Origin of the sequence: Peptoniphilus indolicus (genome assembly GCF_900454665.1) — a bacterium.
Classification (GTDB): domain Bacteria; phylum Bacillota; class Clostridia; order Tissierellales; family Peptoniphilaceae; genus Peptoniphilus; species Peptoniphilus indolicus.
Genome location: NZ_UGTH01000001.1, coordinates 55,372 through 68,323, shown reverse-complemented (window position 1 = coordinate 68,323; position 12,952 = coordinate 55,372). Strand labels below are relative to the sequence as shown.

Sequence of the window (12,952 nt, the reverse complement as noted above, 5' to 3'; positions counted from 1 at the left end):
AGATGAAAAAAATAGTTGGAATATTAATTTTGTTAGTAGTTGTAATAGCAGCAATGGCAATACCTAAATATAACAAATTAGTTAAACTTGATAATGATGTTGACTCGGCATTTTCTCAAGTTCAAGTTGTAGTAAAGAGAAGGGCTGACTTAATACCTAATTTAGTAAATACAGTTAAGGGATATGCAAAACACGAGCAAGAAACTTTTGAAAAAGTAATTCAAGCAAGAAACACAGTTAATGAAGCTCGTACACCAGCCGAACTTTCTAAAGCAGAACAAAATTTAACTTCAGCGATAGGAGATATAAATGTGGTTGTTGAAGCTTATCCTGAACTAAAAGCAGATAAAAACTTTTTAAATCTTCAAGCACAATTAGAAGGAACAGAAAACAGAATTGCAGTGGAAAGACAAAGATACAATGGAGCTGTAAAAGAATTTAACTTAACAGTTAGACAATTCCCAATGAATTTGTTTGCAGGAATGTTGGGATTCTCTCAAAAAGATTATTTTGAAGCAGCACCTGCAGAACAAAACGCTCCTGAAGTTTCATTTTAAGAGGTGAGCAAGTGAAAAGAAAAGTTGGAGTGAAAGTTTTACTCTTTATTCTTTTCTTGGCTATTGGTGTATTTACAGATAATGTAATTGCACGTAGTGAAATACCTAAAGCCAGTCAGTTTAATGGGTATGTGTATGATGAAGTTGGAGTTTTAAGTGAAGACAATATAAGATATATAAACTATATCAATCAAGATTTACAAGAAAAAACAGGTGGTCAAATACCTGTGGTAATAGTAAATAGTCTTGGTGATAATGACATTGAAGAGTATGCAGTAGAGTTATTTAGTCAACTTAAAATAGGAGACAAAGATAAGAAGAATGGCACTTTGATGTTATTGGCAGTAAAAGACAAAAAAGTTAGAATAGAAACGGGATATGGCTCGGAAGGATTTGTACCTGATATATATGCAAGACAAATTATAGAGCTAATGAAATCAAAAGGTGGCTATGAGAGTGGGCTTATAGAAGGGTTTAATCAATTAATAGCTTACTATGAACAAGAATATAACGTTAAAATTTCAAGTGCCAATAGACCACAACAGAGAGTTCAAGAAGATGGTATTAACATAGAAGATATTATAAGAATAATTATAATAGTGATGGTTATAACATCAATGTTCTCAGGTGGCGGAAGAAATGGCAGACGACGCAGAAGAGATATAGATATTTTCTTCCCACCATATTTTGGACCGTTTGGCGGTTCAGGAGGTTTTGGTGGTTTTGGAGGCGGAAGCTCATCTGGTGGATTCGGAGGATTCAGAGGTGGCGGAGGCTCTTCAGGCGGCGGAGGCTCCAGTGGAAGCTGGTAAAATTGAATTGAAACAAAAGACAGTGAGAAAAATCTTACTGTCTTTTTGAATGATGACAAAAAGGAGAAAGCTATGAATATAGTAAATGAATTATTTAAATTGCAAGATTTAAAGTATGCTGAGTTTCAAAGTAAATTGGTGCCGACAGTAGAACGAGAACTTTTTATAGGGGTTAGAGTTCCAGAGCTTCGTAAATTTGCTAAAGAATTGGTAAAGAAAAATACATATTTAGATTTTTTAGATGATTTGCCACATAAGTACTATGATGAAAATATGTTACATAGCCTAATATTATCTGAGTTAAAAGATTATGAAATGTGTGTAGAATTAATAGAAAAGTTTTTAAAACATATAGATAATTGGGCTGTGTGTGATATTTTATCTCCGAAAAATTTTAAGAAAAATAAAATGAGCTTAATCGAAAAAATAAAATTGTGGGCAGCTTCAGATGATACATACACTTGTAGATTTGGAATAGGTATGTTGATGTCACATTATTTAGATGAAGATTTTGAAGTGGAGTATTTAGAAATTATAAGTAGAATTCATTCTGAAGAGTACTATGTGAATATGATGATAGCGTGGTTTTTTGCAACTGCATTGGCAAAAAGATGGGATGAGACAATCGTATATATTGAAGATAAAAAATTGGATAGCTGGGTGCATAACAAAACTATACAAAAAGCTTGTGAGAGTTTAAGGATAACAAAAGAGCAGAAAGACTATTTAAGACTATTAAAAATTAAATAATAAATATGGATTGAAATTTCTTAGGTAATAAATTAAACGATATAGAATATGAGTAAAAATTTTTTAAAAGTTTAATTTATAAAACTCTTTAATTAATTTTTTAAATTGCATTGACTTTAAAATCAGTATTAATTATAATCAAGATTGTATGAATTTAATAAAATAAGTAAAAAGTTTAGTGGTGGTGTACATGGATATAGGAAGTAAGATAAAGAATTTAAGAGTTCAACAAGAGCTGACTCAAGAAGAACTTGCAGACAGGTCTGAACTTACAAAGGGATTTATTTCTCAACTTGAGAGAAACTTAACTTCTCCCTCAGTAGCCACATTAATTGATATCCTTGAAGCACTGGGAACGACGCCGATTGAATTTTTTTCGTCTGATAAGGAAGAAAAAATTGTATTTACGGCTGATGATCAATTTGTGAGTGAGAAGGAAGATTATGTTATTAACTGGGTTGTGCCAAATGCACAGAAAAATTTGATGGAGCCGGTTGTTATAGAGTTAGAAAAAGGTGCAGTATCCAAAAAGAATCCTCCGTTTGAAGGAGAGGTATTTGGATATGTGGAGAAAGGTAAAGTAAAATTAATATTTGGTGATAAAAAGTACAAACTAAAGAGAGGAGATACTTTTTATTTCAAGGCAGATAGTGAATTTTATATTGAAAATGGAGAAACTTTAGCGAAGGTATTGATGGTGAGCTCTCCGCCACATTTTTAAGGAGGATTCATGAGCGAATATGTAATTAATTTAAAAAATATAAATAAGAGTTATGGCGATGTGCAAATTTTAAAAGATTTTAATTTGCAAGTTGTAAAGGGAGAGTTTTTGACATTGCTTGGCCCAAGCGGATGTGGAAAGACAACCACTCTTAGAATTATTGGAGGATTTGAAACTCCTGAATCAGGACAAGTTATATTTGAGGGAAAAGATATAACTAATCTTGAACCATATCAAAGAAATATAAACACAGTATTTCAAAATTATGCATTATTCCCACATTTAAATGTTTTCGACAATGTAGCTTTTGGTCTTAGAATTAAAAAGTTGCCAGAGAGCGAAATAAAAGAAAAAGTGGAAAAGACATTAAAAATTGTGAACTTAGCTAATTTCTCTAAGAGAAAAATAACTTCTCTTAGTGGTGGGCAACAACAGAGAATCGCAATTGCAAGAGCATTGGTAAACGAACCGGAGGTAATATTGTTAGATGAGCCTTTGGGAGCATTGGACTTAAAGTTAAGACAAGAAATGCAAGTTGAACTTAAAAAGATTCAACAAGAAGTTGCAATCACTTTTATATATGTAACTCATGACCAAGAAGAAGCTCTTTCTATGTCAGATAAGATAGTGGTAATGAATGAAGGACGTATTGAGCAATACGGAACTCCTATAGATATATATAATGAGCCAAAGAACGCTTTTGTTGCAGATTTTATCGGAGAAAGTAATATTATTTCTGCTGTTATGAAAGAAGATTACAAGGTTGAATTCTTAGGACATGTATTTGATTGTGTCGACACTGGATTTTCTAAAAATCAAGAAGTTGAAGTTGTGGTTCGACCTGAAGATATAGACCTTGCGGAAACTGGTATGATTTATGGTACAGTTATTTCAGAAGTATTCAAAGGTGTGCACTATGATATAGAAGTTCAAGTTGGGGATTATATAATGTTGGTTCAATCTACAGATAGTAGAGAGATAGGGTCAAATGTTGGAATAAGTGTAGACCCTGATTTGATACATGTAATGGGTGAGAAATGAAAAAATATTCGTATGTTTATGCACTCTGGGCTGCAATATTTATAGTTTTTCCAATAATTCTTATATTTATGTATTCTTTCAACGGCAGTTCTTCAATGGGATTTGAAAATTTTGAATTTTCATTGGCAAATTATAAAAGTTTTTTTGAGCCGTTGTATTTAAAAATTTTGGGAATATCAGTAGGAGTTGCTCTTTTATCTACAGTAGTTTGTCTATTGATAGGCTATCCGGTAGCTTATATAATAGCTAATTTAAAACCAAGTATAAGACAGAATGTAATACTTTTATTCATAATTCCAATGTGGATGAACTTTTTGTTGAGAACTTATGCGTGGCTTACTATTTTGGGGAATAATGGACTTTTAAATAAAGCATTTGCATTAATAGGTTTGGGACCGTTTGATTTAATGTACAATATGAATGCTGTTATGATAGGTATGATTTATAATTTCTTACCTTTTATGGTACTTCCTATATATACTATACTTCTAAAAATAGATAAAAATCTTTTAGACGCAGCAAGTGACTTAGGGGCAAATAAATTTAAAGTTTTCACAAAGGTAATATTGCCTTTGTCTTTGCCGGGAGTTTATACGGGAATTACAATGGTATTTATACCAGCTATTTCAACATTTGTAATTTCAAACTTACTTGGTGGACACAATATTTATCTAATAGGAAACTTGATTGACCAACAATTCTCATTTACAGGAAATTGGGGATTTGGTTCAGCGGTTTCAATGATATTGATATTTATACTTCTGATAATTATGGGAGTTAATAAAATATTTGATAAAAATCATGAAGGAGGTAATATATTTTGAGAAAAATAATAGATAAGTTTTATCTCGTTCTAATTTTTATATTTTTATACGCACCAATAGTTACATTGATGGTATTTTCTTTTAATGACTCCAAGCTAAAAGGTAAGTGGGCAGGGTTTACTCTGAGATGGTATAAAAATTTATTTACCGATCCAACTATCTTAGAAGCTTTAAAAAATACTTTGATAGTAGCTTTAATAGCAACAGTAGTCGCAACTGTATTGGGAACTATTGCCGCAATAGGAATAAATGAGTTAAGAGGATTTAAAAAAAGTATGTTATTAGATGTTAACTACTTGCCAGTTTTGAATCCTGACATTGTAACAGCGGTTTCTCTTATGGGACTTTTTGGTTTTCTACATTTGAGATTTGGTCTTTTAACAATGACTATCTCACATATTGTGTTTTGTACTCCGTATGTGATTTTGTCTGTTTTACCTAAGCTTGGTCAAATGGATAAGAATACCGTAGAAGCTGCACTTGACTTGGGAGCTACGCCCTCACAAGTTATAACAAAAGTTATAATTCCTCAGATAAGACCGGGAATTGTTACAGGAGCTTTGATGGCATTTACATTATCACTTGATGATTTTGTAGTAAGTTATTTTAATACAGGACATGGTGTATCAAATCTATCAATAACAATATATGCTATGGCGAGAAAAGGTATAAATCCGTCTATTAATGCAATGTCAACTATAATGTTTATCGCATTGTTGATATTGTTGTTAATAATAAATAGGAATCCCGGGAATAGGGAAAATATTAATTTTTAAGGAGTGTTAAATGAAAAAAGTTTTAGTATTGCTTTCAATTATGACTATGCTGATGTTAGTGGCATGTGGTGGTGGGACTAAGGAATCCATCAATGTTTACAATGCAGGAGAATATATAGACCCTGAAACCATAAAGATGTTCGAAAATGAAACGGGTATAAAAGTTGTGTATGATACATTTGCATCAAATGAAGATTTATATGTAAAGCTTACACAAGGAGCAGACCAATATGATGTAGTAGTACCATCTGATTATATGATAGAACGTCTAATAAAAGAAGATAGACTTGAAAAATTAGATTTTTCAAAGATATCTAATTCGGAAAAAATAAATGCTCGATTTAAAAATCCTGAATATGATCCTACAAATGAATATAGCATTCCTTATTTCTCAGGGACTTTAGGAATAGTTTATAACAAGACTATGGTGGCTAAGCCAATCACTTCTTGGGCAGATCTTTGGGATGTGACAAACAAGGGTCAAATAATTATGTATGATTCACAAAGAGATTCTATAGCAGTTGCACTTGCAAAATTGGGATATTCTCTAAATTCGACTAATCCTGAAGAATTACAAGCAGCTAAAAAAGCTCTAATAGATCAAAAACCTCTTGTTTCAGCATATTTAACAGATAATGCCAGAGATGTTGTTGTACAAGGTGAAGCAGCTATGGCAGTTATGTACTCAGGAGATGCTGCGCTTATGATAAGCGAAAACCCGGATTTAGATTATGTTGTTCCAGATGAGGGTTCTAATCTTTGGGTAGATGCATTTGTAATTCCTAAGGGAACGCAACATAAAGAAGCTGCTGAAAAATTTATAGACTTTATGTCAAAACCAGAAATATCAGCTAAAAATGCAGAATATTTAGTAGGCTTTACATCTCCAATTGATGGAGTTAAAGAATTTTTACCGGAAGAACTTTCAAAATCTGAAGTTGCTTATCCAGATTATACAAAGCTTCCTAAATTAGAAACATTTAGAGATTTAGGAGAAAATGTTGACCTTTACGACAGAGTTTGGACGGAAGTTTCAGCTACAATGAGTAAATAAAAATTAAAAGTCAGCTTTCCAAGAGAGCTGGCTTTTTATTTAAACTTACAATTATAGTGCGAAACTTTACAAATTCATAGTTTAGTGCTATGATATTAAAACAATTAAAAAAAATAGGGAAAAATTTTTTTAATCAAAAAGACAAAGATGGTCAGAGGATGATGAAATGGCAAAACTATCAAATTCAATTGAAGAATTTATAAATACATTATTAGAAGATGGAGATGGAACTTTAGAAATTCAAAGAGCTTTAATTGCGGATAGGTTTAACTGTGCGCCTTCACAAATTAATTATGTCTTAACTACAAGATTCACTCCCTATAAGGGATACTATGTTGAGTCAAGACGTGGTGGAGGAGGATATATAAGGATTGTAAGAGTTCAGGTTGAAAATGAAAAGTCAACACTACAAATTTTTATTGATGAAATTGGGAATTCCATCACAAAAGATAAAGCAGATCAGTTAATTGACGAGCTTTTGAAAAGAGAGTACATCAATAGAAGAGAGTATGAAATCATTAAAGTAAGTATAAGCGACAGGTCTCTTGGTATGAGTGGAGATTTTAAAAATGAGGTTAGAGCAAGTATTTTAAAAAATATAATACTTGTAGTATTCAGTTAGGAGGTAGCTATGCTTTGTGATAGTTGTAAAGAAAATGAAGCTATAATTTCATATACCAAAATGTCTGGGAATAATGTTGAAGAAGTTCATTTATGTGCTACTTGCGCTGAAAAGAAAATGAAAGAGGATTTAACGTTTAATCAAGCTATAAGTAGCCAAGTAGATTCTTTTTTAAAAGAATTATTTAAGTTGACTGGAAATTTCGATAAAGAAATAATAAAGAAATCTTGTCCAAATTGTGGGACTACATTTGATGAGTTTGAGAAAAATCATTTGGGTTGTGAAAGTTGTTATGAAACTTTCAGCTCAGAACTTTCAAGTATGTTAAATAACTTGAAGTATGCTTCAAAGCACAAGGGTAAAATTCCACAATCAGCAGACATAGCTATATCTATGAGAAGAGAAGAGGAAGAGCTTGAGGCGAGTTTAAGACAAGCTATTGAAAGTGAAGAATATGAAAAGGCTGCGATTATTAGGGATAGAATAAAAGAAATAAGGGAGAGTAAATGATAGTTCTAAAAACTGAAGTTAAAATTTTTAGAAATATAAGTGGATTTAATTTTGTAGATAAAATAGATATAAAATCAGCAGAAGAAATAGAGAATAAAGTTACTGAAACACTATTTCCTTTAGGTTATGAGTTGAGAAAAACTAAGGAAATGAATTCTTTAGATAAACTTAAGCTATATGAATCTTACAATGCAACGGGAGATATTTTTAAAAATGAGCTTATTTCAGGAATATACACGAGCTCACAAAAGCCAAATGTATTTTTAAATGATTCAGACCATATTGTTATTCAAAGCATGTCAGACGGTTTGGAATTGGAGAAAATATATGATAATGCAGATAAATTAGATGATTTTATAGCTGAGAAAGTTAAATTTGCATATTCTGAAAAATTTGGTTTTTTAACATCCAATCCTAATCTATGTGGGAATGGAATGAGCGCAAGTGTCTTACTACATTTACCAGCTACCTCTTATTTTGGGAATGATTCTTTGATAGGAAGTTTAAAGAGATTGGGATATCGTGTTGATAGATTAAACAGTGAAAGAGGTTCAATAGACTCTATACTAAAATTATCTCCAGATAGAACAATAGGAATTACAGAAAAAGAGTATATAAATAAACTCAATAATATAACTAAAGAGATAGTGGACATGGAAGAACAAAATAGAAAGAACTTGTATCTAGATCATTCTATTGAATTAGAGGACATAGCCAACAGAGCTTTAGGTACACTATCTTGTTGTAGAATGATAAGTGAAAATGAAGTAATAGAAAAGCTGTCAGATTTATTTATGGGAATAGAACTATCTGTTTTTAAGCCAAAGATAAATTTGAATTTAGCTGATACAATTTCAAAGTTTAAAAATGGGAGATTACAAATTCAAACGGGTTCACTCTTAGATATGAAGTCAAGAGATGTACTCAGGGCGAAAGAAGTAAGAAAGATGATGAAGGAGGTCTTTTAAAAGATGAATATATTTGGGAAATTCACAGAAAAAAGTCAAAAGGCCATATTGTTTGCACAAAATGAAGCTAGAGATGCGAGATTAAATTATGTTGGTTCTGAGCACCTTATGCTTGGAATAATTAAAGAAGGAACAGGCACAGGGGCGAGAATCCTAAAGAGTTTGGGCTTGACCTATGAAAGTGTAAAATTGGCAACGTATGAGATAGTTACAAAGGGCAATGAAGTTGTCAACGGGAATTTAATATATACACCAAGAACTAAAAAGATATTTGAATTGTCTTATGAAGCGGCAAAAGAAGATGATTTAGAAACTATTGGAACTGAACACATTTTACTTGGAATTTTAAGAGAGGGTCAAGGAATAGCTGTATTAGTTCTTAGAAGACTTGGGATTGACGCTAAAGTTTTGGAAGAAAGTATATTGAATACAGAAATAGAGGATGAAGATTTAGATGGGACCTCAGAATCTGAAACAACATTGGAAAAGTATACTACCAATTTAAATAAAAAATCAGCAGAGGGAAAGATTGATCCGGTCATAGGTAGAGAAACAGAGATTAGAAGAGTTATTCAAGTTTTATCTAGAAGAAAGAAAAACAATCCGGTTTTAATTGGAGAACCCGGCGTCGGTAAAACAGCAATAGCTGAAGGGCTTGCTCAAAAGATAAATGATGGAGAAGTTCCTGAAATAATGGCAAATAAAGTTATAAGAACTTTGGATGTTTCCGGTCTTATAGCGGGTGCAAAATATAGAGGAGACTTTGAAGAACGTTTAAAAAATGTAATTGATGAAGCTATAGAAGATAAAAATACCATTTTGTTTATTGATGAGCTACACGTAATAATAGGGGCCGGAGCTGCTGAAGGAGCTATGGATGCGTCAAACATTTTAAAGCCTATGTTGACTAAAGGAGAGCTACAAATAATTGGAGCTACTACTATAAATGAATATAGAAAGCATATTGAAAAAGATACAGCTTTTGAAAGAAGACTTATGCCAATCAGCGTAAAAGAACCTTCAGTAGAAGACTCAATCGACATAATAATTGGACTTAAAGAAAAATATGAAGAACATCACAATGTAACTATACCGGACGAGGTAATAGAGAGTGCAGTTAAGTTATCAAATAGATATTTAACTGACAGATTTTTACCTGATAAGGCAATTGACTTAATAGATGAAGCTGCTTCTAAACTTAAAATTCAATCATACAAGACTCCAAAATATGTAAAAGAATTTGAAGATAAACTAAAAGATTTGGATATTGAAAAGAATAGAGCAGTAGAAGAACAGAAATTTGAGCTGGCAGCTCAATTGAGAGATGAAGAAAGACAGCTTAGAAAAGAGTTTGAAAATAGAAAGAGTGAAGAGAAAAAATCTGAAAACAAACTTGAAATAAGTAAAGAAGATATTGCCATAATAGTCTCTGAATGGAGTAAAGTGCCAGTTACTGAGATGACGCAAGAAGAAAATAAAAAATTAATAGATTTAGATGCTAATTTAAAATCTAGAGTAAAGGGACAAGATGAAGCTATAAATTCAGTATCGAAAGCTATAAAGAGAGCCAGAATTGGCTTGAAAGATCCAAATAAACCTATAGGAAGTTTTATCTTCGTTGGTCCTACTGGAGTTGGGAAAACATATCTTGCGAAGAGTTTGTCTAATGAATTGTTTGGCTCAGAAGATAATCTTTTGAGAATAGATATGTCTGAGTATATGGAAAAGCATACTGTTGCCAAGCTAGTGGGTTCACCTCCGGGGTATGTTGGGTATGATGAAGGTGGACAATTAACAAACGCAGTTAGAAGCAACCCATATACTGTAGTGTTGTTTGATGAAATTGAAAAAGCTCATCCAGATGTATTTAACATACTGTTACAAATTCTTGATGAGGGTCGTCTAACGGATTCTAAGGGAAGGACTGTAAGTTTTAAAGATACAGTTATCATAATGACTTCAAATGTTGGAGCATCAAGACTTAGAAATAAGAGTTCAATGGGATTCTCCACAGGAGATAAATCTAAAGAAGAATACGAAAATATGGTTAAAATTGTAAAAGAAGCAATGAAGCAAACTTTTAAACCTGAGTTTTTAAATAGGTTAGATGAAGTCATCGTATTTAGAGAATTAGATTTAAAACAAATTACAGAAATTGTAAAGACAATGCTTGATAAGTTAAAACAAAGATTTTCTGAAATGGATATAAAGGCAGAATTTACTAATAAACTTGCAACTCATATTGCAAAAGAAGGATATGATCCAGAGTTTGGAGCTCGTCCTCTTGAAAGAGCTATCAGAAGCAGCGTAGAAGATATTTTTGCAGAAAAATTGCTTCAAGGAGAATTTGCTAAGGGAGATTCAATAAAAGTTGATTACAATAGGAAAGTAACTTTTAAAAAACTTAAAGAGGCAAAGAGAGATGAAGAAAAAGACATCTTACAAGTGTAGTAATTGTGGCTATACTTCAAATGGATTTTTTGGAAAGTGTCCAGGGTGTGGAGAATGGAATACTCTAATAGAAGTTGATGAAAGTCCAAAATCATCTAAGTTATTAGAAAATAAGGAAAATGCACGTCCTCTTGGGGAGGTTAAAGTAAGAGACTCTGAAAGAGTACAAACTGAAATAGAAGAATTTAATAGAGTTATGGGAGGTGGGATCGTAAGAGATTCCATCTCAATAATAACGGCAAAACCGGGTGCAGGTAAATCTACATTATTACTTCAAGTTGCAAATGATTTAGCAACTAAGGGATTTAAAATATTATACGCTTCAGGAGAAGAATCAGAATCTCAAATAAGAAGCAGAGCCGATAGAATTTTAGCCAATATATCCCAAAATTTGTTTGTCTATTCAACTAATGTTATGGATTATTGTCTAGAAGAAATAGATAGAATAGACCCGGATTTTATAATAATAGATTCTATACAGACATTTATTTTAAGAGAGATACAATCAAGGCCTGGCGCTCCCACTCAAGTAATGGAATGTGCTCATAGAATGGTAGAAGTTGCAAAAGGTAAACGACCAAGGATGGTATTTTTAGTTGGTCAGATGACAAAGGAAGATGAGTTAGCAGGAGTTCGTGCATTAGAACATCTTGTTGACACAGTAATTTTGTTAGAGAGTGAAAATAATGAACAATTACGCTCTTTAGTGGCTACCAAAAACAGATATGGTTCTACAGGAGAGATGGGATTTTTCATAATGGACGAAAAAGGACTTGTCTCATTAGATAATCCGTCAGAATATTTTATGACAGAGAGAAAACAAGGAGAAGAATTGCCTGGTTCAGCACTTTCTGTAGTGAGAGAAGGGACTAGACCTATAATACTTGAGATAGAAGCTTTAGCTTCAAGTAGCTTTTTGCCATACCCTTCAAGAATTTCAGAGTGTATGAGGAGAGAACACTTAAATACTTTAATTTCAATTTTAGAGCAGAGAGCCAATATGAAATTAATGGATAAGAATGTAGTTATAAAGACTACAGGCGGAATAAAATTAAAAGAAACAGCTTCAAACTTGGCAGTAATGATGAGTATATTTTCGTCATTAAAAAATATATCTATAGATACTCAAACTATTTTTATTGCTGATGTGGGACTGACTGGAGAGCTTAAAGGCGTTCCATCAATTGATGAAAGAATTAAAGAAGCTGAGAGGATGGGATTTAAAAGAGTTTTTACATCTCCCGGTAAATATAAAAAGAGTAAACTTCAAATAATTGAATGTAAGACAATTTCAGAAGTCATTAATAAGTTACAAAAATAATTTAAAGTAATACCTATTTGAACTGAACCCAAGAAGTGAGATTTAAAAATTCAACTTTTAAAGATCAATTTTTCATGTCAAAATATAGTAAAATTTTACTTGAGATGAAGGTAAAAAAGGAGAGAATGACTATTATAATTCATTCATTAAGAGAAAAATTTAAATTAAAAGGCTTGATTAAGAAACTAAATTTTCCAAAATTAACATACATGTATTGGCAAAAAAGATTCTATAGAAAAAATAAAGAAGAGTATTTACAAGAACGTATTAAGTCCATATGCAAAATAATTTAAACTATGGCTATAGAAGAATACAGACCATGCTTAAACGAATCGGACTGCTAGTAAATAAGAAGAAATTTCAAAGACTCATTCAAATGGAGAATTTCTTTGGAATATTAAAGCAAGAAATTTACTATGGTAAACATTTAGGTCTTTTAACGAGCTTAAAAATTGTATAGAAAATTAAATACAGATTAGTTGCTATTTACCTTAGAGGAAATGTTGGGGACAAAAAACCAGAGACAAATATTTTTTAATGTCTCT

The 12,952-nt window shown here is 31.9% G+C and carries 14 protein-coding genes; all 14 read left to right on the top strand.

Annotation, left to right across the window (positions count from 1 at the left end; genetic code table 11):
• The first annotated feature begins 2 nt into the window (after positions 1–2).
• Positions 3–557 carry a LemA family protein gene (locus tag DYE58_RS00335; protein WP_004822400.1) on the top strand — a complete coding sequence of 185 codons (555 nt, stop codon included), beginning with the start codon at positions 3–5 and terminating at the stop codon, positions 555–557.
• A gap of 11 nt (positions 558–568) precedes the next feature.
• The gene (locus DYE58_RS00330) at positions 569–1,369 is read left to right on the top strand and encodes a TPM domain-containing protein (RefSeq protein WP_004822399.1); all 801 of its coding nucleotides are present in this window, start codon (positions 569–571) and stop codon (positions 1,367–1,369) included.
• Between the two features lie 72 nt (positions 1,370–1,441).
• Complete coding sequence (locus DYE58_RS00325; protein WP_040552875.1) at positions 1,442–2,119, top strand: DNA alkylation repair protein; 678 nt, start codon at positions 1,442–1,444, stop codon at positions 2,117–2,119.
• 190 nt (positions 2,120–2,309) lie between these two features.
• Positions 2,310–2,840, top strand: coding sequence for a helix-turn-helix domain-containing protein (locus DYE58_RS00320; RefSeq protein WP_004822395.1), 531 nt, complete (start codon positions 2,310–2,312; stop codon positions 2,838–2,840).
• A 9-nt stretch (positions 2,841–2,849) separates the two neighbouring features.
• The gene (locus DYE58_RS00315) at positions 2,850–3,881 is read left to right on the top strand and encodes an ABC transporter ATP-binding protein (RefSeq protein ID WP_004822394.1); all 1,032 of its coding nucleotides are present in this window, start codon (positions 2,850–2,852) and stop codon (positions 3,879–3,881) included.
• A complete protein-coding gene (locus DYE58_RS00310) occupies positions 3,878–4,705 on the top strand; it encodes an ABC transporter permease (protein ID WP_004822393.1) in 828 nt (275 codons plus the stop codon). Before DYE58_RS00315 ends, DYE58_RS00310 begins: the two co-directional genes overlap by 4 nt.
• Entirely contained in the window at positions 4,702–5,481 is a 780-nt protein-coding gene (locus tag DYE58_RS00305) for an ABC transporter permease (RefSeq protein ID WP_004822391.1), read from the top strand. The genes DYE58_RS00310 and DYE58_RS00305 overlap by 4 nt, the downstream gene beginning before the upstream one ends.
• Positions 5,482–5,491: 10 nt before the next feature.
• Positions 5,492–6,535 carry an ABC transporter substrate-binding protein gene (locus DYE58_RS00300; RefSeq protein ID WP_004822390.1) on the top strand — a complete coding sequence of 348 codons (1,044 nt, stop codon included), beginning with the start codon at positions 5,492–5,494 and terminating at the stop codon, positions 6,533–6,535.
• A 166-nt stretch (positions 6,536–6,701) separates the two neighbouring features.
• Positions 6,702–7,157 carry a CtsR family transcriptional regulator gene (locus DYE58_RS00295; RefSeq protein WP_004822388.1) on the top strand — a complete coding sequence of 152 codons (456 nt, stop codon included), beginning with the start codon at positions 6,702–6,704 and terminating at the stop codon, positions 7,155–7,157.
• A 9-nt stretch (positions 7,158–7,166) separates the two neighbouring features.
• Positions 7,167–7,667 (top strand): UvrB/UvrC motif-containing protein, encoded by a 501-nt coding sequence (locus DYE58_RS00290; protein ID WP_004822385.1) that lies wholly within the window; start codon positions 7,167–7,169, stop codon positions 7,665–7,667.
• Positions 7,664–8,635, top strand: a complete 972-nt coding sequence (locus tag DYE58_RS00285) for an ATP--guanido phosphotransferase (RefSeq protein WP_004822383.1) — start codon at positions 7,664–7,666, stop codon at positions 8,633–8,635. The genes DYE58_RS00290 and DYE58_RS00285 overlap by 4 nt, the downstream gene beginning before the upstream one ends.
• Positions 8,636–8,638: 3 nt before the next feature.
• A complete protein-coding gene (locus tag DYE58_RS00280; protein WP_004822382.1) occupies positions 8,639–11,086 on the top strand; it encodes an ATP-dependent Clp protease ATP-binding subunit in 2,448 nt (815 codons plus the stop codon).
• Complete coding sequence (radA, locus tag DYE58_RS00275) at positions 11,058–12,407, top strand: DNA repair protein RadA (RefSeq protein WP_004822379.1); 1,350 nt, start codon at positions 11,058–11,060, stop codon at positions 12,405–12,407. Before DYE58_RS00280 ends, radA begins: the two co-directional genes overlap by 29 nt.
• A gap of 277 nt (positions 12,408–12,684) precedes the next feature.
• Entirely contained in the window at positions 12,685–12,867 is a 183-nt protein-coding gene (locus DYE58_RS00265) for an IS3 family transposase (protein ID WP_004822376.1), read from the top strand.
• Positions 12,868–12,952: the final 85 nt, after the last annotated feature.